19 protein-coding genes are annotated in these 19,527 nt (G+C 67.7%); 9 read left to right on the top strand and 10 right to left on the bottom strand.

The window, feature by feature from the left end; genetic code table 11:
• Positions 1-21: 21 nt before the first annotated feature.
• Positions 22-1,260, top strand: coding sequence for an FAD-binding protein (locus RIN18_RS02815; RefSeq protein ID WP_309102424.1), 1,239 nt, complete (start codon positions 22-24; stop codon positions 1,258-1,260).
• A 65-nt stretch (positions 1,261-1,325) separates the two neighbouring features.
• Here RIN18_RS02815 and gndA read toward each other — a convergent pair whose 3' ends face one another.
• Positions 1,326-2,774, bottom strand: a complete 1,449-nt coding sequence (gndA, locus tag RIN18_RS02820; protein ID WP_309102425.1) for an NADP-dependent phosphogluconate dehydrogenase — start codon at positions 2,772-2,774, stop codon at positions 1,326-1,328.
• A 127-nt stretch (positions 2,775-2,901) separates the two neighbouring features.
• Here gndA and RIN18_RS02825 point away from each other — a divergent pair, with 127 nt between their 5' ends.
• Entirely contained in the window at positions 2,902-3,960 is a 1,059-nt protein-coding gene (locus RIN18_RS02825; RefSeq protein ID WP_309102426.1) for a D-2-hydroxyacid dehydrogenase, read from the top strand.
• 11 nt (positions 3,961-3,971) lie between these two features.
• Here the strand turns inward: RIN18_RS02825 and RIN18_RS02830 are convergent, their stop codons facing one another.
• The gene (locus RIN18_RS02830; RefSeq protein ID WP_309102427.1) at positions 3,972-4,097 is read right to left on the bottom strand and encodes a hypothetical protein; all 126 of its coding nucleotides are present in this window, start codon (positions 4,095-4,097) and stop codon (positions 3,972-3,974) included.
• Between the two features lie 225 nt (positions 4,098-4,322).
• On the opposite strand from RIN18_RS02830, the gene RIN18_RS02835 reads away from it, so the two are divergent.
• Both RIN18_RS02835 and pth read left to right on the top strand, forming a co-directional pair.
• Positions 4,323-4,925 (top strand): 50S ribosomal protein L25/general stress protein Ctc, encoded by a 603-nt coding sequence (locus tag RIN18_RS02835; RefSeq protein WP_309102428.1) that lies wholly within the window; start codon positions 4,323-4,325, stop codon positions 4,923-4,925.
• A 128-nt stretch (positions 4,926-5,053) separates the two neighbouring features.
• A complete protein-coding gene (gene pth / locus RIN18_RS02840; protein ID WP_309102429.1) occupies positions 5,054-5,635 on the top strand; it encodes an aminoacyl-tRNA hydrolase in 582 nt (193 codons plus the stop codon).
• Positions 5,636-5,648: 13 nt separating this feature from the next.
• On the opposite strand, the gene RIN18_RS02845 is transcribed toward pth, so the two are convergent.
• From RIN18_RS02845 to sdhC, 8 genes are all read right to left on the bottom strand, one after another.
• Entirely contained in the window at positions 5,649-6,221 is a 573-nt protein-coding gene (locus RIN18_RS02845) for a hypothetical protein (protein ID WP_309102430.1), read from the bottom strand.
• 21 nt (positions 6,222-6,242) lie between these two features.
• Positions 6,243-7,247, bottom strand: a complete 1,005-nt coding sequence (trpS, locus tag RIN18_RS02850; RefSeq protein ID WP_309102431.1) for a tryptophan--tRNA ligase — start codon at positions 7,245-7,247, stop codon at positions 6,243-6,245.
• 83 nt (positions 7,248-7,330) lie between these two features.
• Positions 7,331-8,170, bottom strand: a complete 840-nt coding sequence (locus RIN18_RS02855) for an exodeoxyribonuclease III (protein ID WP_309102432.1) — start codon at positions 8,168-8,170, stop codon at positions 7,331-7,333.
• A 34-nt stretch (positions 8,171-8,204) separates the two neighbouring features.
• Positions 8,205-9,341 (bottom strand): YihY/virulence factor BrkB family protein, encoded by a 1,137-nt coding sequence (locus RIN18_RS02860; protein ID WP_309102433.1) that lies wholly within the window; start codon positions 9,339-9,341, stop codon positions 8,205-8,207.
• A gap of 15 nt (positions 9,342-9,356) precedes the next feature.
• Positions 9,357-10,118 (bottom strand): succinate dehydrogenase iron-sulfur subunit, encoded by a 762-nt coding sequence (locus RIN18_RS02865; protein ID WP_309102434.1) that lies wholly within the window; start codon positions 10,116-10,118, stop codon positions 9,357-9,359.
• 2 nt (positions 10,119-10,120) lie between these two features.
• A complete protein-coding gene (gene sdhA, locus RIN18_RS02870) occupies positions 10,121-11,947 on the bottom strand; it encodes a succinate dehydrogenase flavoprotein subunit (RefSeq protein WP_309102435.1) in 1,827 nt (608 codons plus the stop codon).
• A 19-nt stretch (positions 11,948-11,966) separates the two neighbouring features.
• Entirely contained in the window at positions 11,967-12,407 is a 441-nt protein-coding gene (locus tag RIN18_RS02875; protein ID WP_309102436.1) for a succinate dehydrogenase hydrophobic membrane anchor subunit, read from the bottom strand.
• Positions 12,407-12,841 (bottom strand): succinate dehydrogenase, cytochrome b556 subunit, encoded by a 435-nt coding sequence (gene sdhC / locus RIN18_RS02880; protein ID WP_309102437.1) that lies wholly within the window; start codon positions 12,839-12,841, stop codon positions 12,407-12,409. The genes RIN18_RS02875 and sdhC overlap by 1 nt, the downstream gene beginning before the upstream one ends.
• Before the next feature lie 180 nt (positions 12,842-13,021).
• On the opposite strand from sdhC, the gene RIN18_RS02885 reads away from it, so the two are divergent.
• The 5 genes from RIN18_RS02885 to RIN18_RS02905 all read left to right on the top strand — a co-directional run bounded on the left by RIN18_RS02885 (position 13,022) and on the right by RIN18_RS02905 (position 19,525).
• Positions 13,022-14,137, top strand: a complete 1,116-nt coding sequence (locus RIN18_RS02885; protein ID WP_309102438.1) for a mannose-1-phosphate guanylyltransferase — start codon at positions 13,022-13,024, stop codon at positions 14,135-14,137.
• A gap of 148 nt (positions 14,138-14,285) precedes the next feature.
• Entirely contained in the window at positions 14,286-15,398 is a 1,113-nt protein-coding gene (locus RIN18_RS02890; RefSeq protein ID WP_309102439.1) for a BMP family ABC transporter substrate-binding protein, read from the top strand.
• A gap of 79 nt (positions 15,399-15,477) precedes the next feature.
• On the top strand, positions 15,478-17,007 hold the full coding sequence (locus tag RIN18_RS02895; protein WP_309102440.1) for an ABC transporter ATP-binding protein: 1,530 nt from the start codon (positions 15,478-15,480) through the stop codon (positions 17,005-17,007).
• Positions 17,004-18,245: an ABC transporter permease gene (locus tag RIN18_RS02900; protein WP_309102441.1), complete on the top strand. Its 1,242-nt coding sequence runs from the start codon at positions 17,004-17,006 to the stop codon at positions 18,243-18,245. Before RIN18_RS02895 ends, RIN18_RS02900 begins: the two co-directional genes overlap by 4 nt.
• Positions 18,242-19,525, top strand: coding sequence for an ABC transporter permease (locus RIN18_RS02905; protein WP_309102442.1), 1,284 nt, complete (start codon positions 18,242-18,244; stop codon positions 19,523-19,525). Before RIN18_RS02900 ends, RIN18_RS02905 begins: the two co-directional genes overlap by 4 nt.
• Positions 19,526-19,527: the final 2 nt, after the last annotated feature.

Raw genomic sequence — 19,527 nt, forward strand, 5'->3', positions numbered from 1 at the left:
ATCGTGGCTATGTTTGCTTGCATGACCGAGACATCAATGTCATCTCGCCCCACCTCCGTCGACGAGGTTTCCTCCCTCGTGCGGCGTGCACAGCAGGAATCCCTCCCCCTCACCGTCGTGTCCGGCGGGCACGGACCCTGGTCCCACGATCCCGACGCCCCGGGGCTGCGGATCGAACTCGGTGAACTCACCGACATCCGTGTCGACGGCACGCGCGTGAGCGTCGGCGGCGGAGCCACCTGGGGCGCCGTCGCCGCAGCCCTCGCACAGCACGGACTCGCCATCAGCTCGGGCGACACCGCGTCCGTCGGGGTCGGAGGCTTGACGCTCGGCGGCGGAATCGGCTGGATGGTGCGCGCCTGGGGCCTTGCAGTGGATCAGCTGGTCGGTGCGCAGATCGTCACCGCGTCCGGCGACGTCGTCGAGACCTCCGAGAACGCGCACCCGGAGTTGTTCTGGGCGTTGCGCGGCGGCGGCGGCAACTTCGGCATCGTCACCCGCTTCGACTTCGAGGCACATCGGCTGCCCGGCATCGTGTTCGGCGAGTACGCCGTCAGCGGCGATGCGGGCGCGGTGCTGCGGGTCGCGCGCGACGTCCTGCGAGACGCACCCCGAGAGTTGACGGTGACGTTCATGGACGTGCCTGCGATGGATCCCAGCGCACCGGCCGGTGCGAGTCTGAACGCCGTATGGGCGGGCAGCGACCCCGAGCAGCTGCGCGCGGTGATGGCGCCTGTCGCAGCGCTGGATGCCGTCACGGAGAAGATCAGCACGCCGCGCTATCGCGACATCCTCATGGAGATGCCGGCGCCCGAGGCGGAGGCGCCCGCCGGCCCCCCTGGATTCATCGGCGGCAACGGCCTGTTCGCCGAGGTGAAGGATGAGCTCATCGACCGGCTGGTCGCGTTCCGCGCGGCCTATCCCGCCTCGATCATCTTCCTGCGCTCGCTGGGCGGTGCGTTCGGCGACGTCGCGCAGGATGCGACGGCGTTCCCCGCGCGGTCGGCGAGCTGGTTCGTCATGGCCGGCGCCTTCGACATCCCGGGACTGGTCGACGACGCGGCGCGAGCCGCGATCCGTGCCGACTGGCAGCTCATCGAGAGCGGACGGCTGGCGGAGTACGGCAACTTCGCCGATTCCGAGAGGCCGGAGGCGGTTCCGGGCATGTTCGCGGCGGCCGGATACGCCCGGCTGCGCGCAGTGAAGGCGCAGTGGGACCCGCAGAACGTCTTCCGCCGCAACCACAACATCGTCGCGTGAGCGCCGCATGACGCGAGAGGGCCGGGTGGCGACTGCACCCGGCCCTCCGACGCGTCAGTGAAGGGTCAGTGCGTGTCCTCTGCCTCGATCTCGGTGCGGTCGCCCGACCACTGCGTGTGGAAGGTGCCTTCCTTGTCGATGCGCTTGTAGGTGTGCGCCCCGAAGAAGTCGCGCTGGCCCTGCACGAGTGCGGCCGGCAGGCGGTCGGCGCGGATTCCGTCGTAGTACGACAGCGACGACGAGAACGCCGGAGCGGGGATCCCCGCCTCGGCCGCGGTCACCACCACGCGGCGCCATGCGCCCTGGGCGCGCGTGATCGCCTCGGTGAAGTACGGAGCGGTCAACAGCACCGGCAATTCGGGCGCTGCCGCGTAGGCATCGGCGATGCGGTTGAGGAACTGTGCGCGGATGATGCAGCCGCCGCGCCAGATCTTGGAGATCGCGCCGAGGTCGATCGTCCACCCGTACTCGGCGGCTCCTGCGCGGATCTCGTCGAACCCCTGCGAGTAGGCGACGATCTTCGACGCGTAGAGCGCGAGGCGGACATCCTCGATGAACGCCTCGGTGTCCTCGACCGAGAACTCCTCGTCGGGCCCGGGGAGAGAAGCGGCGGCCGCGCGCTGCTCGGGGTGCGAGGAGAGAGAACGCGCGAAGGTCGCCTCGGCGATGCCGGAGACCGGCACGCCCAGCGAGAGTGCCGTCTGCACGGTCCACGCGCCCGTTCCCTTGGCGCCGGCCTGGTCGAGGATGACGTCGACGAGGGGCCTGCCGGTTTCGGCATCCACCTGCCGAAGGACTTCGGCGGTGATCTCGATCAGATACGACTCCAGTTCGCCTTTGTTCCACTCGGCGAAGATCTCGGCGATCTCGGCGGGAGACTTGCCGGTGCCGCGGCGGATGAGGTCATAGGCCTCGGCGATGAGCTGCATGTCGGCATACTCGATGCCGTTGTGCACCATCTTGACGAAGTGACCGGCGCCATCGTGGCCGACGTGCGTCACGCAGGGCTCGCCCTCGGCGACGGCGGCGATGGACTTCAGGATGGGCCCGAGGGTGACCCACGACGCGTCGGATCCGCCCGGCATGATCGACGGGCCGAGCAGCGCGCCCTCCTCGCCGCCCGAGATGCCGGCTCCGACGAAGTTGATGCCGGTCTCGCGGACCGCCTTCTCGCGGCGGATGGTGTCGGGGAAGTAGGAGTTCCCGCCGTCGACGATGATGTCGCCCGGCTCGAACACCTCGACGAGTGAATCGATCACGGCGTCGGTGGCGCCACCTGCCTTGACCATGATGATCGCGGTGCGCGGCTTCTGCAGGCTGTCAGCGAACTCGCGGTACGTGCTCGTTCCGATGAACTCGGCCTCGGGGTGCTCGTCGAGAAGCGTCTGCGTCTTCTCATGGCTGCGGTTGAAGATCGCCACGGTGTTGCCCTCGCGACTGGCGAGGTTGCGGGCGAGATTCGATCCCATGACGGCGAGTCCGACGACTCCGATGTTCGCTGATGCTTCGGGCACAGAAGGCTCCTCGATCGTGAAGAAGGGGTGGTTTCAGCGTATCGCTGCGGGCGGGGTCGGCGCGCACGTATGACAGGTGCGCGGCGGGTAGCGTGGTGGCGTCGATGATCGTCGGGAGGAGCCGCGGATGGCCGAGAACGATAAGAGACTGCGGGCCGTCGTGGCGGTGCCGCTGTCCGAGGCGCACTGCCGGCTGATCGAGGAGCTCGAGCCGCGGATCGAACTCGTCCGCGACCATACCCTCACGCCGCCGATGCGGGGCCCCGCGGACTGGACGGGGGATCCTGCATACGTGCGCACCGATGAGCAGCAGGCGGCGTTCGAGGCGATGATCGACTCCGCGGACGCGCTGTTCGGCATCCCCGATGTCGACGCCGCGGCACTCGCGCGAACCACTGCGGCCAACCCCGCACTCCGCTGGGTCATGACCACGGCGGCCGGCGGCGGCAGCCAGGTGAAGGAGGCGGGTCTGGAGCGTGCGGTTCTGGATCGAGTCGTCTTCACCACGAGCGCCGGCGTCCACGGCGGTCCCCTCGCCGAGTTCGCCGTGTTCGGTGTACTCGCCGGCGCGAAAGGGCTGCCGCGCCTGGCCGCTGACCAGCGCGACCGGAACTGGCCGGACCGCTGGGAGATGCGCCAGGTCGACGACATGACCGTGCTGGTGGTGGGGCTCGGCGGCATCGGTGGCGAGTGCGCATGGCGGCTGAAGGCACTCGGCGCCCGAGTCTGGGGTACGACGCGCACCGGCGACCCGGTCGACGCCGTCGACCGCCTCGTCGCGCTCGACCAGCTCACCGACGCCGCGGGGCACGTCGACGCGATCGTGGTGACGCTGCCCGGCACCGAGCAGACGCACCACCTCATCGGCGACGCCGTACTGGGCGCCGTGGCAGAGGGCACCACACTGGTGAACGTCGGACGTGGCACCGTCATCGATGAGCGGGCGCTGCTGGCTGCGCTCGAGGACGGACGGATCGGCTTCGCCGCGCTCGACGTCTTCGAGCGGGAGCCGCTGGATCCGGCATCCGCCCTGTGGTCTCACCCGAACGTGCTCGTGAGTCCCCACACGGCGGCCCTCAGCTCGAAGGAGGAGGAGCGGATCGCGCGGCGGTTCGCGGAGAACGCCACACGGCTGCTCGACGGGGAGCCGCTGCGAGCAGTCGTCGACACCGTCGAGTTCTACTGAGTCGAACTCTCTCAGTCCTTGCGGTAGCCGGTCCGGCTCATCGAGAACAGCGCCGCGAATGTCAGGCCGGCCACGCACACGGTCATGGCGCCGATGAGCCAGGCGAGTACGTGCGAGAGGAAGGCGCCGTCGAGCATGGGGACTCCGTGATCTGCGTGGTGGATGCCGGTGTTCTCAGCCTACCGGGTCATCCGGTACCATTGAGGAGTACCTCGGCGAGGGACGCTTCCGCGTGTGCGCGAACGTCCGTGATCGACGCGGCGAAGCAAGCCCGGTGGCTTTCCTCACGCGTTCGCGTTCGAGCCCACAATTCCAAGACCACCGCGCGGCTCGTTCGCTGCGTGCCCCGAAGGAGAATTCCCATGTCTGAAGACACCAAGGTCCACGCCGAGCTTCGCGAGAACTTCGGCAAGGGCTTCGCCCGCCGCCTGCGCGCCGCCGGCAAGATCCCCGCCGTCATCTACGGCCACGGCACCGAGCCCGTGCACGTCGCCCTCCCGGGCCACCAGGTCTCGCTCATCATCCGTCGTGCGAACGCCGTCCTCGAACTCGAGATCGACGGCAAGGGCGACCAGCTGACCCTCGTCAAGGACGTGCAGCGCGATCCGGTGCACCAGATCATCGAGCACATCGACCTGCTCGTGGTGAAGAAGGGTGAGAAGGTCGCGATCGACATTCCCGTGACCGTCGTCGGCGAGTCGGCCCCGGGCACGATCGTGAACCTCGACGCGACCACGCTGTCGATCGAGGCGGAGGCCACCCACATCCCGCAGAACCTCGAGGTGTCCGTCGAGGGCCTCGAGGAGGGCGCGCACATCACCGCCGCCGACGTCGCCCTGCCCAAGGGGTCGACGCTGCTCTCCGACCCCGAGGTGCTCGTCGTCGCGATCTCGGTTCCGGCAGCCGCCGAGACCGACGAGGACGACGCAGCGGCCGACGACGCGGCCCAGACCGACGCCGAGTAACCTCGCATCGCATCGGAACAGAGGGGACGCGATCGAGATCGCGTCCCCTCTGTCGTTCCCGCTGGCCCCCGGCCGGGCTGCCATAGTATGACCGAGCGTCACCGGCTCGAGTGTGAAAGGACCGCGTCATGGCATCCACCTGGCTCGTGGTGGGACTCGGCAATCCCGGCCCGCGATATGCCGCAACCCGGCACAACGTCGGCCAGTTCGTGGTCGACGAATTGGCCGAACGTCGACGTGAGGTGTTCCGTGAGCACAAGAGCGGAGCGCGCGTGGTGGAGACCTGGCTGCGACCGGGCGCTGACAAGCTGGTGCTGGCCAAGCCGAACTCGTTCATGAACGTCTCGGGCACGCCGGTCGCGGCCCTCGCCCGGTTCTACTCGGTGCCGCCGGAACGGGTCGTCGTCGTGCACGACGAGCTCGACATCCCGTTCGACACCGTCAAACTCAAGACGGGCGGCGGACACGGCGGGCACAACGGCGTCCGAGATGTCGCCAGGGCGATCGGAACCGCGGATTTCCCGCGCGTGCGCGTCGGTATCGGGCGGCCTCCTGGACGCCAGGATCCTGCCGACTGGGTCCTGTCACCCTTCGGCAAAGACGAGCGGGAGAACCTGCCCGTCCTCGTCTCGGACGCGGCGGATGCCGTCGAGCTCCTCGTGGCCGAGGGGCTGCTCGCGGCCCAGCAGAAGCATCACGCCCCGCGCTGAGCGCCGCCGCCGGTCACACCGTGGAGCCGGCGAATCCTGTCGCGGCTCCCGCACTCAGGGCGATTCCCAGCACCACGAAGAAGATCATCGGTGCGATGACCGCGACGACCAACGCGGCGATTCCCTGGCCGCGCCCCTGGCGTTGCCGGATCGCGACGATGCCGAGGATGATGGCGGCCACCCCGAGCAGTGTGCCCACCCAGAACGAGACCTCGGCCCACAGCACCTGGTCGCGCGCAGGGGAGAGGAAGCCCAGCGAGTCCACGTCGCTCACATACGTCAGGGCCGCCGGGATGCGGCGCCCGATCTCGTACGCGGTGAGACCGCCGACCACGGGCGTGAGGACGGCAGCCGCGAGCGCGAGGATCAGAGCGAGGATGCCGACGAGCGGAGGTCTCGGCTCGGTCACTTGAACCCGGTAGGCACCGTCGGGGAACGCGTAGCCGCCCACCGGGACCTGATACGCGCCGGGCGGGGGAGCCTGCGGCGGGAAAAGCCCCTGCTGCGGGAAAGTCGGGACCGGGCCCTGCGGGGTCGGTGGGACGGGGGCAGGAGCCATCGGCGGGGGCAGCTGCGGGTCGGTCACGATCTCATCCTAGGGTGGCGCTCAGACGCGCCGGAGCAGACCGACGCGGTCGTACACGTCGCGAAGGGTGGCATCGGCGACGGCATCCGCGCGCGCCGCGTTGGCAGCGAGAATTCGGTCGAGCTCCGCCGGATCGTCGAGCAGCTCGAGCGCCCGGTCGCGTACCGGGCCGAATTCTGCGATGACGACCTCGGCGAGACCCTTCTTGAAATCGCCGTAGCCGCGACCCGCGTACTCGTCCTCGATCGAGGCGACCTGCCGTCCTGTGAGCGCGGCGTAGATCGTGAGCAGGTTCGAGACGCCCGGCTTGGTCTCCCGGTCGAAGCGCACCGAACCCTCGTTGTCGGTGACCGCGCGCATGATCTTCTTCGCGGACTTGGCGGGGTCATCGAGCATCCAGAGCACTCCGGCGTCGCTCTCAGCAGACTTCGACATCTTCGACGTGGGGTTCTGCAGATCGTAGATGCGAGCGGTGTCCTTCTGGATCACCGGCTCGGGCACCGTGAACGTGGTTCCGAATCGGGAGTTGAAGCGTTCGGCGAGGTCGCGGGTCAGTTCGACGTGCTGTTTCTGATCGTCTCCGACAGGCACCACGTCGGTCTGGTACAGCAGGATGTCGGCCGCCATCAGCACCGGGTAGGTGAAGAGCCCGACGCTCGTCGCATCTTGCCCGTAGCGGGCGGACTTGTCCTTGAACTGCGTCATCCGGCCGGCCTCGCCGAATCCCGTGATGGTGCTGAGGATCCACGCGAGTTCTGCATGGGCACGGACGTGGGACTGCACGTACAGCGTGGACTGCGACGGCTCGATCCCCGCGGCGATGTACTGCGCAGCGGTCCGTCGTGTCTTCTCCCGGAGCTCTGCCGGATCCTGCGCGACGGTGAGCGCGTGCAGATCGACGACGGAGAAGTAGGCGTCGTATGACGTCTGCAGATCACGCCACTGCAGAAGTGCGCCGATGTAGTTGCCGATCTGAAGGGAGTCGGCGGAGGGCTGCATTCCGGAATAGAGGCGAGGTCTGATCACGCCATCAATCCTATGGGGGCGCCGGCGGTGGCGAATCCGGGGTGCCGCCGCGACGCTCGTTCGGGCTCTGCCGACGGCGTGAGCTAGTAGGAGTAGTCCACGACGACGGGGGCGTGGTCACTCCACCGCTGGTCGTAGGCCGCTGCCCGTGCGACGTGATACGCCGTCACGCGCTCGGCCAGAGCGGGAGACGCCAGGTGGTAGTCGATGCGCCACCCGCTGTCGTTGTCGAACGCCTTTCCGCGGGCGGACCACCAGGTGTACGGCCCTTCCACCTCGCCGTGGAAACGGCGGCCGACGTCGACCCAGCCGAGACCGGTGCCGACCGAGCCGTCCACAGCCGTGACCTCGGTCCCCGCCTCACCGAGAAAACGATCGAAGTACGCGCGCTCGCGCGGCAGGAAGCCGGCCTTCTTGACGTTGCCGCGCCAGTTCTTGATGTCGAGTTCGCGATGACCGACGTTGAGGTCGCCCGTCACCACGGCGAGTGCGTCATCGGCGGCGAGAGAAGCCAGACGCGGGCCGAAGGCATCGAGGAAACGCCACTTCTCCTCCTGTCGCGCAGTGTCTGCCTCGCCGGAGTGCACGTAGGCGCTGACGACCGTCACCGGGCGATCCCCCAGCAGGAAGTCGCCCTCGATCCATCGCCCGCGGGAGTCGAAGTCCTCATCACCGAAGTCGGTGCGAGTGGCGAGCGCGGGCGTGCGGCTGACGATGGCGACGCCGGCACGCCCTTTGGCCGTCGCCTCGTCATGGGCGATCGACCAGCCGGGGAAAGCGGCTTCGAGGTGCTCGTCCTGCCCGCGAACCTCCTGCAGCGTGAGGATGTCGACATCCGCGGTGTCGAGCCAGTTGTGCAGGCCGTTGCGGACGGCCGCCCTGATCCCGTTGACGTTGACAGAGGCGACGCGCAGATGAGGCATGATCCAAGCCTAGGGGGAGGGTACGACGTCGGGTTCAACCGTCGCGGGAAACCTCTTCCGATGGGGCCTCGACGACGGGAAGCCCCTCGGACTTCGCGTCACTGACCGCTTTTCGCCAATCGCGGCGCGCACGTCGCAGTCGCCGCGCCGTGATCGGAGTGAGCCACCATGGCGATTCGTCGAGCGCTTCCTGCGCGTGACGGACGCGCACTCGGGCGGCGATGACGAGTGCCTGCACCTCTGCCTCGTGCGTGATGCTCTCCGCCTTCGCCTGGAGGGGCTGGTCATGGTCGCCGGCCCCGACCGAGATCCAGGATGCCGCGATGAGGACGACGATCGACACGGCCCGGCACCAGATGAGCATCGACACGACGACGGCGAAGGTCGCCAGCAGCGGGTTCGTCGGTGTATGCGAGAGCAGAAGACCCGCGCCCAGCTGCAGCACCACGATCGCGCCACCGCCGACGAGTGATCCCGGGATGATCCGGTGCCAGGGCAACTCCGTGCCGGTGAGATAGCGCACGAGCAGGGCCAGCACGGCGGCATCCAGGAACATCGCGACGAGGACCGAGAATGCGCGCAACCCGATCTCGTACAGGGGTCGGGTCGGATCACCGCCGAAGGACTCCACCACGCGCGCGACGGTCCAGACGCCGAGCAGACTGAGGGCCGAGCCGATGAGGAGCGAGAGTCCGAAGGCTGTCGCGGCGATCAGATCCCAGAACTTCAGCAGCAGGAAGTTCCTCGCATCGAACGGAAGCCCGAAGATGTCACGGATGGCGCGGCGTGTGAAGGTCACGGCAGTGGTCGCAGACCAGATGACGACGCCGGCGGCGATCGCGCCGGTCACGCTGAGGACCCCGGACGTGGACTCGGCGATGGACTCGACCTCGGCCGGGGAGGCCACGCCGTTCTTGCTGATGAGACCCGGGATGTAGGCGTTCGCGCCGTCGATCAGTGCCTGGACGGCGCGGTCACTGCCGCCCAGCCAGATGCCCACGCCCGCGAAGGCCATGTACAGCAGCCCGAACAGCGCGAACAGCCCCTGATAGCTCATCCCCGCCGAGAGCAGGAAGCCGTTCTGCCGGAGGAAGTGCCGCCACACGCGCACCGGGAAGGCGGCCAGCGTGCGCTCCCTGGCGACGGCGGCCTGCGCCTTCAGACGCGACACCGGGTGCTCCGGTGCTCAGCGTCCGCCGCGCAGGACCGCCTGCTTGACCTCGGCGATCGCCTTGGTGACCTCGATGCCGCGGGGGCATGCCTCGGAGCAGTTGAAGGTGGTGCGGCAGCGCCACACGCCTTCCTTGTCGTTGAGGATGTCCAGGCGGACGGCGGCGTTGTCATCGCGCGAGTCGAAGATGAAGCGGTGCGCGTTCACGATGGCGGCCGGCCCGAAGTACTGCCCGTCGGTCCAGAACACCGGGCAGGACGAGGTGCAGGCGGCGCACAGGATGCACTTGGTGGTGTCATCGAAGATCTCGCGGTCCGCGATCGACTGCACCCGCTCCTTGCCCTTGTCGGGAGTGGAGTTGGCCACCAGGAAGGGCTGGACCTCGCGGTAGGAGGCGAAGAACGGCTCCATGTCGACGATGAGATCCTTCTCGAGCGGCAGACCCTTGATCGCCTCGACGTAGATCGGCTTCGAGATGTCGAGATCCTTGATGAGGGTCTTGCAGGCGAGGCGATTGCGTCCGTTGATGCGCATGGCGTCAGAGCCGCAGATGCCGTGCGCGCAGGAACGGCGGAAGCTCAGCGAGCCGTCGACCTCCCACTTGATCTTGTGCAGCGCGTCGAGCACGCGATCGGTCGAGTAGAGCTCCACGTCGTAGTCGACCCAGTGCGGTTCCGCGTCGACCTCGGGGTCGAAGCGGCGGATGTTGAAGGTGACGATGAAGGACTGCACCACGTCGGAGCCCGCTGCGGGTGCCTCTGCGACTGCGTTGGACATGCTCAGTACTTCCTCTCCAGTGGCGGGTAGTTGAACTCGCCCTGTTCATTCTTGGTGAACACGACGGGCTTCCAGTCCAGCTTGATGTGATCGCTCGGCGTCGACGAATGGGGGTCGCCCGTCAGGTACGCCATGGTGTGCTTCATGTAGTTCTCGTCGTCGCGCTGGGGGAAGTCGTCGCGCATGTGGCCGCCCCGGCTCTCCTGGCGGTTCTGTGCGGCGTAGACGACGACCTCTGCGATGTCGAGGAGGAAGCCGAGCTCGACGGCCTCGAGCAGATCGGTGTTGAACCGCTGACCCTTGTCGTCGACGTGGACGTTGCGGTAGCGCTCGCGCAGCTCCGCGATGACCCCGAGCACGTGCTCCAGCGACTCGTGAGTGCGGAACACCTGCGCGCCCTTGTCCATCTCGTCCTGCAGGGTCTTGCGCAGCACCGCGATGCGCTCGGTGCCCTGATTGTTGCGCAGGCCCTCGAGCATGTCGCGCACGAAGCCGGCCGGATTCTCCGGCAGCGGCACGAACTCCGCGGTCTTGACGTACTCCACCGCCTGGCGGCCTGCCCGCTTGCCGAAGACGTTGATGTCCAGGAGCGAGTTGGTGCCGAGACGGTTGGCGCCGTGAACCGACACGCACGCGCACTCACCGGCGGCGTAGAGCCCCGGCACGACGGTCGTGTTGTCGGCGAGCACCTCGGCGTTGTTGTTGGTGGGGATTCCGCCCATCGCATAGTGGGCCGTGGGCATCACCGGCACCGGCTCGACGACCGGGTCCACCCCGAGGTAGGTGCGGGCGAACTCGGTGATGTCGGGGAGCTTCGTCTCGAGCACCTCCGCACCGAGGTGCGTGCAGTCGAGCAGCACGTAGTCCTTGTGGGGTCCGGCGCCGCGGCCCTCTGCGACCTCCTGCACCATGCAGCGAGCCACGATGTCACGCGGCGCGAGGTCCTTGATGGTCGGGGCGTAGCGCTCCATGAAGCGCTCGCCGGACGCGTTGCGCAGGATCGCACCCTCACCGCGAGCACCTTCGGTGAGCAGGATGCCGAGTCCGGCGAGGCCCGTCGGATGGAACTGGAAGAACTCGAGGTCCTCGAGGGGGAGGCCCTTTCGCCACACGATTCCGACGCCGTCGCCCGTGAGGGTGTGGGCGTTCGAGGTGGTCTTGAAGATCTTGCCGAAGCCGCCGGTGGCGAAGATCACGGCCTTCGAGTGGAAGACGTGGAGCTCGCCCGTGGACAGATCGTAGGCGACGACGCCGGCGGTCAGGTTGTTGCCCTCGGCATCCTTCACCGTCAGCAGATCGAGCACGTAGAACTCGTTGAAGAAGTTGATGCCGAGCTTGACGCAGTTCTGGAACAGCGTCTGCAGGATCATGTGGCCGGTGCGGTCGGCGGCGTAGCAGGCGCGACGCACGGGCGACTTGCCGTGCTCGGCGGTGTGGCCGCCGAACCGGCGCTGGTCGATCTTTCCCTCGGGGGTGCGGTTGAAGGGCAGGCCCATGTTCTCCAGGTCGATGACCGCGTCGATGGCCTCCTTGGCGAGGATCTCCGCCGCGTCCTGGTCGACGAGGTAGTCGCCGCCCTTGACGGTGTCGAAGGTGTGCCACTCCCAGGAGTCCTCCTCGACGTTCGCGAGGGCCGCCGCCATGCCGCCTTGAGCTGCTCCCGTGTGAGAGCGCGTCGGGTAGAGCTTGGAGATCACCGCGGTCCGCGCACCCGGTCCCGCCTCGATCGCCGCACGCATGCCTGCGCCGCCGGCGCCGACGATGACGATGTCGAACTGGTGGTAGTGGATGCCGTCGCGGACGACGGAATCCTGGGTCTCAGTAGTCACTTCTGATTTGCCTTCTTCTCTAGCTCTGCGCCTGGCAGGTGTCCCACAGCGTGCTCGATTCGGTGACACCGAGGCAGGGGTCGAACGTGAAGACGACGAGCGTGCCGAGCACGATGAGCAGCGCAGCAGCGAGACCGATGGTCCACACAAGCGCCTTGCGTGCTTTCTCGCCCAAGACGTAGTCGTTCACGATGGTTCGCATGCCGTTGGCGCCGTGGATGAGCGCGAGCCACAGCATCAGGACGTCCCACCACTGCCAGAACGGAGTGGCGAACTTTCCGGCGATGAACGCGAAGTCCAGAGCATGGATGCCCTCGCCGAGCATCAGGTTCACGAACAGGTGACCGAAGATGAGCACGACCAGCACGACGCCGGAGATGCGCATGAACAGCCAGCCCCACTTCTCGACGTTGAATCCGCGGCGGCGCCGGACGGGCGCGGCGAGGGTCTCGGTGGCCATCAGTGTCCTCCTCCGAACCCGGCGAATGCGAGCATGAGGTGGCGCGGCACGAAGCCCGCCATGAGCACGACCCAGACGGCGATGACGCCCCAGAACAGCTGGCGCTGGTACCGCGCTCCCTTCGACCAGAAGTCCACCGCAATGATGCGGAGGCCGTTCATGGCGTGGAACACGATCCCGGCGACGAGGACGACCTCACCGAGCGCCATGACGGGGTTCTTGTAGGTGCCGATGACGGCGTCGTACGCCTCGGGGGAGACCCTGATCAGCGCCGTGTCGAGCACATGCACCAACAGGAAGAAGAAGATGGCGACTCCGGTGATGCGGTGAAGCACCCACGACCACATGCCTTCGCGACCCCGGTAGAGGGTGCCGCGGGGCGTCTTGGAAGTGGTTTCCGAAATCGACGGTGCCAAGCGAGCGCCTGCGGACACGGTCGTCCTCCCTGGATCGATGTGACTCGGTCGCGTGCAGCGCTCGTCCAAGTGTGAACCCGTCGAAGTGCAGGCACGCCCGATCGGGATCCATCCTATTCCCGCTGACGGGGTGGGAGCGACGAAGGCGAGCCTAAGTATCTCGACGTCAAGATGTATCGGGGAAGATACGCTGGCACGATGACCGAGCCGATCGAAGACTTCTATGCGGTGATCCCTGCGGGGGGCATCGGCAGCAGGCTGTGGCCGCTCTCGCGCGCCGACGCCCCGAAGTTCCTGCACGACCTCACGGGCTCCGGCCACTCCCTCCTGCGCGACACGTGGGATCGCCTGCTCCCGCTCGCGGGCGCCGAGCGGATCGCGGTGGTGACCGGACGTGCGCATCGCGCGGCCGTCGAGGGAGAGCTTCCCGGCATCCCCGATCTCAACGTGTTCCTGGAGTCCGAGCCGCGCGAGTCCGCGGCCGCCATCGGGCTGGCCGCGGCCATCCTGCACCGCCGCGACCCCGACGTCATCGTCGGCTCGTTCAGTGCCGACCACGTCATCCGCGGAACCCAGGTGTTCGAATGGGCCGTGAAGCAGGCCGTGGAGGTCGCGCGCGCCGGGTACATCTGCACCATCGGCATTCCGCCGACCGAGCCGTCGGTGGGCTTCGGCTACATCAAGAAGGCGGGGGAACTCGTGGTGACCGGTGCGCCCGAGGCGGCACTGGTGGAGCGCTTCGTGGAGAAGCCCGACCTCGATACCGCGAAGGAATATCTCGCCGACCGCAGCTACCTGTGGAACGCGGGGATGTTCATCGCCAGGGCGAGCGTGCTGCTCGACGAGCTCGCCAGCAGCGAGCCCGAACTCCACGCCGGATTGCTCGAACTCGCCGAAGCCTGGGACGACAGGGCTCTTCGGGGCCCGGCCGTCGACCGCATCTGGCCGCGTCTGAAGAAGATCGCCATCGACTATGCGGTGGCGGAGCCGGCGGCCGAGCGAGGACGCCTGGCCGTGATTCCCGGTCACTTCGACTGGGACGACGTGGGCGACTTCGCCTCGCTGACCAAGCTCATCACGCACGGGCGCAAGAACGACCTGGCCGTGCTGGGTAAGAACGCCCGCGTGCTCTCGGACGCCGCCAGCGGCATCCTGGTCAGCCAGACCTCGCGGGTGATCAGCCTCGTCGGCGTGCGCGACATCGTGGTGGTCGACACACCCGACGCGCTGCTGGTCACCACCGTCGAGCATGCGCAGCGCGTGAAGGGCGTCGTGGAATCGCTCAAGCTCACCGGAAGAGGTGATGTGCTCTGATGAGCACGCCCGCATGCTCATCGGACGGGTTGGTTTCAGCTTTGTAACCATTCGCCAGCGTCTTCCTCTCTGACGTGCGGAAAACCTGAAACAGTAGGTAACTTTGATCGATCCGCGATGGCCGCGGTTTCGCTCAGGGAGGCATGAGTTGACCATCTCCACCACTAAGAAGCTGCTCGGCGCGACGGTCGCGGCCGGCGTGATCTTCGCACTGGCCGGCTGCGGCCAGGCTCCGACCGAAACCGGCGGCGGCGACGGCGGCGAAGCCGGTCCCGCGGTTGACAACTTCAAGCCCTGCATGGTCTCGGACGAGGGCGGCTTCGACGACAAGTCGTTCAACCAGCTCGGGTTCGAAGGACTGTCGAAGGCGGCCGATGAGCTCGGCGTCGAGGTGAGCAAGACCGAATCGAAGTCCGCGAGCGACTACGAGTCCAACCTCGACGCACTGGCGTCCGAGGGCTGCACGTTCATCGTCTCGGTCGGCTTCAAGCTGAGCGCGCCGACGATCGAGGCGGCGACCGCGAACCCCGACATCCAGTACGCGATCATCGACGACTGGGCAGACGCCGATTTCGACGGCAAGACCGACGCCCCGAACATCAAGCCGCTCGTCTTCGACACCGCACAGGCCGCGTTCCTCGGCGGCTACGCCGCGGCCTCCTACTCGGAGTCCGGCACCGTCGGCACCTTCGGCGGTGCCAAGATCCCGCCGGTGACGATCTTCATGGACGGGTTCGAGCTCGGGGTCAACTACTTCAACGAGCAGAAGGGCGAGGACGTCAAGGTCGTCGGCTGGAGCATCGATTCGCAGGAGGGTCAGTTCACCGACGAGTTCGCGGCGAACGACAAGGCCAAGCAGGTCGCACAGGGCATCATCGACCAGGGTGCGGACGTGCTGCTGCCGGTCGGCGGTCCGATCTACCAGTCGGCGGCACAGGCGATCCGTGACTCCGGCGGCAACATCGCCCTCATGGGCGTCGACGCCGACGTCTTCGAGACCGACCCGACCGTCGCCGACCTGCTGCTCGTCTCGATCATGAAGGGCATGGACGTCGCCGTCTACGATGCCGTCATGGAGGCGGCCAACGACGAGTTCGACCCGACGCCGTTCGTCGGCGTGCTGGAGAACGAGGGCGTCTCCCTGTCGGAGTTCCACGAGTTCGAGAGCAAGGTCGACCCCGCTCTCGCCGACGAGCTGGCTGCCATCCAGGAGGGCATCATCGACGGCTCGATCGCCGTCGAGTCGCCGGCGTCGCCGTAACGACACCAGCTGCGACTGACGCGGCCGGACAGATGCTCAGCATCTGTCCGGCCGCTCCACTGATCGATAGATTGAGAATATGAAGCTCGAGCTCCGCGGGATCACCAAGCGCTTCGGTTCCCTCGTCGCGAACGACCGCATCAGCCTCACCGTCGAGGCGGGGCAGATCCACTGCCTGCTCGGTGAGAACGGGGCGGGCAAATCGACGCTGATGAACGTCCTCTACGGGTTGTACACCGCCGATGAGGGAGAGATCGTGCTCGACGACGAGGTCCAGCACTTCGCCGGTCCGGGTGACGCGATGGCCGCGGGCATCGGCATGGTGCACCAGCACTTCATGCTGATCCCGGTGTTCACCGTCGCCGAGAACGTCATGCTCGGCCATGAGAAGACCGGGTTCGCCGGTCGCCTGGACCTGGCGGCGGCTCGCGCGCACGTCCTGGCGGTGAGCGAGCGGTTCGGTTTCGAGATCGATCCGGATGCCGTCGTCGGCGATCTGCCGGTGGGTGTGCAGCAACGCGTCGAGATCATCAAGGCGCTCTCGCGAGACGCGAAGGTGCTCGTCTTCGATGAGCCGACAGCCGTGCTGACACCTCAGGAGACCGACGAGCTGATGGGCATCATGCGTCAGCTCCGCGACGAGGGGACGGCGATCGTCTTCATCACTCACAAGCTGCGGGAGGTCCGCGAAGTGGCGGACACGATCACCGTGATCCGACTCGGCAGGGTCGTCGGAGAAGCCGACCCCGCAGCGACCAACACGGAGCTTGCCGCGTTGATGGTCGGCCGGGCGGTCGAGCTCACCGTCAAGAAGGGCGAACCCGACCTGCGAGGCGGCGGGCTCGTCGTGCAGAACCTCCGCGTCATCGATGAGGCGGGACAGATCGTCGTCGACGACGTCACCTTCGAAGTGCGCCCCGGTGAGGTGCTGGCCATCGCCGGCGTGCAGGGCAACGGTCAGACCGAACTCACCGAGGCCATCATCGGTTTGCAGAGCAAGGCGACCGGGAGCGTCACCCTCGACGGCGAGGAACTGCTGGGGCGCAGCGTCCAGGGGATCATCGATGCGGGAGTCGGCTTCGTGCCGGAGGACCGCAAGGAGGACGGCCTCGTCGGCGAGTTCAGCGTCGCCGAGAACCTGATCCTGAACCGGTCCGCGGGCGGCGCGCCTTTCTTCCGCAGCGGCACCATCCAGCGCAAGGTGCTCGACGCCTTCGCGCGGGAGCAGATCGACGAGTTCGACATCCGCACCCAGGGCCCGGACACCGCCGCCGGCCGGCTCTCGGGCGGCAATCAGCAGAAGGTGGTCCTCGCGCGCGAGCTGAGCCGGGAGCTGAAGCTCTTCGTCGCATCGCAGCCCACGCGGGGCATCGATGTCGGCTCGATCGAGTTCGTCCATGAGCGCATCGTGGCGACCCGGGACTCCGGCGTGCCGGTGATCGTCGTCTCCACCGAGCTGGACGAGGTCTCCGCCCTCGCCGATCGCATCGCGGTCATGTATCGGGGCGGCATCGTCGGCATCGTCCCTGGCGACGCACCGCGTGAGGTGCTCGGACTCATGATGGCCGGCGAGATGCCGGGCTCCGTGCAGAAAGAGGTCGTTCCGTGAGCGAGACCACCGTGACGACCACCGAGCCCACCGCGGCTCCGCGGCAGAACACCGTCGTCCGTGACATCCTCTCGGGAGGCGCGTTGCGTGCGGTCCTTGCGATCGTGCTCGCCATGCTGATCGGCGGCATCCTCATCGCGGCGACGAACCCGAGCGTCCAGGCGGCCCTCGGGTACTTCTTCCAGCGGCCGGGTGACACGTTCGCCGCCATCTGGGAGGCGATCTCGGGCGCGTACGCGGCACTGTTCCGCGGAGCGATCTACAACTACAACGCACCGAACTTCATGCGGGCGATCAAGCCGATCACCGACACGCTCAACTTCGCGACGCCGCTGATCGCCGCCGGCCTCGGCGTCGCCCTGGCGTTCCGCGTCGGGCTGTTCAACATCGGTGGCCGCGGGCAGATGCTGATGGGCGTCGCCGCGGCCGCCACGGTGGCGTTCACCGTGGAGGCCCCGCTGTTCATCCACCTGCCGCTGACGATCATCGCCGGTCTCATCGGAGGCATGGTGTGGGGCGGGCTCGTCGGATTCCTGAAGGCGAAGACGGGCGCGCATGAGGTGATCCTCACCATCATGCTCAACTTCATCGCGTACTACTTCATCGCGTGGCTTCTGGCGACGCCCGGTCTGCTGCAGCGCCCGGGCGGGACGCAGCCGATCTCGCCGCCGACGCCGGAGAGCGCGCAGTTCCCGCTGCTGTTCGCCGCGCCCCTGTCCGTCAACGCCGGATTCCTGGTGTCGATCCTCGCGGTCCTGTTCGTGTGGTGGCTCATCGAACGCTCGAGCCTGGGATTCCGGATGCGGGCGGTCGGGGAGAACCCCAACGCGGCGCGTGCCGCCGGCGTCGACGTCGGACGCACGATCGTCTACGCGATGGGGATCGCCGGCGCGCTCGCCGGGCTCGCCGGGGTGCAGCAGATGTCCGGCACCATCACCAGCGGCTTCGAGGCCGGCATCGACGCCGGGATCGGGTTCGACGCGATCACCGTCGCCCTCCTCGGCCGGAGCCGGGCCTGGGGCGTGCTGTGGGCCGGCATCCTGTTCGGTGCGCTCAAGGCCGGGAGCTTCACGATGCAGACCTCGCAGGACATCCCGGTCGACATCGTGCTGGTGGTGCAGGCGCTCATCGTGCTGTTCATCGCGGCGCCTCCGCTGATCCGTGCGATCTTCTTCCTCCCCAAAGAGGGAGCCCCGACCCGTTCCGCCCGTCGCGTGAAGAAGGAGGTGGCCGCGTGAGCGCCATCGCAGCCACTGCCGCCGACGGAACGATCGTCCGCGAGACCGTCCGGCAGCGAAGCTTCAAGCTCCCGATCTCGCTCGCGATCGGAGCGGTGCTGATCCTTCTGCTCGCGATCCCCGCAGGGCGCACCGGCACGAGCGTGTTCCGGCTCGCCGACCGCACCTCGTCGCTCGCTCTTCCCGATGTGGGGGTGCCGACCTGGCCGACGGTCTTCGTCTGCGCGCTCATCCTCGTCGCCCTCGCGGCATACAGCGCCGTCCGCGTGGCGGGCTACCGCCGCGTGGGTCTCTGGCTGCCGATCGTCTTCGCGTTCGTCGCCGTCTTCGCGTTCCTCGCCTGGTCCGCGGCCGACGGCCTCGTTCCGGTGACGGGTCTGCTCTTCGGCGCCGTCTCGCTGTCGGTGCCGCTGGTGTTCGGAGCGCTCGGCGGAGTCATCGGCGAACGCGCCGGCGTCGTCAACGTGGCGATCGAGGCGCAGTTCCTGCTCGCCGCGTTCAGCTCGGCGCTCGTGGCATCCATGACCGGAAGCTACGTCGTCGGCCTCATCGCCGCGATGGTGGGCGGTGCGCTCGTCGCCGCCGTGCTCGCACTCTTCGCGATCCGCTACATCGTCGATCAGGTCATCGTCGGCGTCGTGCTCAACGTGCTCATCACGGGACTCACCAGCTTCTTGCACGGGGCGGTCATGGGGCAGAACGAGGCGCTGTTCAACGCCCCGCCGCGTCTGCCGCGGATCGCGATCCCGCTGCTGCACGAGATCCCGGTGCTCGGGCCTGTGCTGTTCAACCAGACGCTGATCGTGTATCTCATGTACATCGCGGTGCCCCTGGTCGCCTGGGCGCTCTACCGTTCGCGCTGGGGGCTGCGCCTGCGCGCCGTCGGCGAGCACCCGCAGGCCGCCGACACGGTGGGCATCAAGGTCAATCCGACCCGCTTCTGGAACCTGCTCCTCGCCGGATCCATCGCGGGCATCGGGGGCGCGTACTTCACGCTCGGCTCGGTCGGCGCCTTCGACAAGGAGATGACGGACGGGCTGGGATTCATCGCCCTCGCGGCCGTGATCTTCGGCGGCTGGGATCCCATCAGGGCGACGCTCGCGGCCCTGCTGTTCGGGTTCTCGATGAACCTCGAGACGCTGCTGAGCAACCTCGGGTCGCCGATCCCCGGGGAGTTCATGAAGATGCTGCCGTATGTGGTCACGGTGCTCGCGGTCGTCGGCTTCGCCGGCAAGGTCCGTGCCCCCGCCGCCGACGGCAAGCCGTACATCAAGGGATAGTG

The organism is Microbacterium sp. (assembly GCF_031179285.1).
Taxonomy (GTDB): Bacteria; Actinomycetota; Actinomycetes; order Actinomycetales; family Microbacteriaceae; genus Microbacterium.

What these genes read in the sequence shown, in the direction of transcription:
- RIN18_RS02815 (WP_309102424.1), top strand. Translation starts at nt 22, where the DNA reads ATGACCGAGACATCAATGTCATCTCGCCCCACCTCCGTCGACGAGGTT.
- RIN18_RS02825 (WP_309102426.1), top strand. Translation starts at nt 2,902, where the DNA reads ATGGCCGAGAACGATAAGAGACTGCGGGCCGTCGTGGCGGTGCCGCTG.
- RIN18_RS02830 (WP_309102427.1), bottom strand. Translation starts at nt 4,097, where the DNA reads ATGCTCGACGGCGCCTTCCTCTCGCACGTACTCGCCTGGCTCATCGGC.
- RIN18_RS02835 (WP_309102428.1), top strand. Translation starts at nt 4,323, where the DNA reads ATGTCTGAAGACACCAAGGTCCACGCCGAGCTTCGCGAGAACTTCGGC.
- pth (WP_309102429.1), top strand. Translation starts at nt 5,054, where the DNA reads ATGGCATCCACCTGGCTCGTGGTGGGACTCGGCAATCCCGGCCCGCGA.
- RIN18_RS02855 (WP_309102432.1), bottom strand. Translation starts at nt 8,170, where the DNA reads ATGCCTCATCTGCGCGTCGCCTCTGTCAACGTCAACGGGATCAGGGCG.
- RIN18_RS02865 (WP_309102434.1), bottom strand. Translation starts at nt 10,118, where the DNA reads ATGTCCAACGCAGTCGCAGAGGCACCCGCAGCGGGCTCCGACGTGGTG.
- RIN18_RS02875 (WP_309102436.1), bottom strand. Translation starts at nt 12,407, where the DNA reads ATGGCCACCGAGACCCTCGCCGCGCCCGTCCGGCGCCGCCGCGGATTC.
- RIN18_RS02885 (WP_309102438.1), top strand. Translation starts at nt 13,022, where the DNA reads ATGACCGAGCCGATCGAAGACTTCTATGCGGTGATCCCTGCGGGGGGC.
- RIN18_RS02895 (WP_309102440.1), top strand. Translation starts at nt 15,478, where the DNA reads ATGAAGCTCGAGCTCCGCGGGATCACCAAGCGCTTCGGTTCCCTCGTC.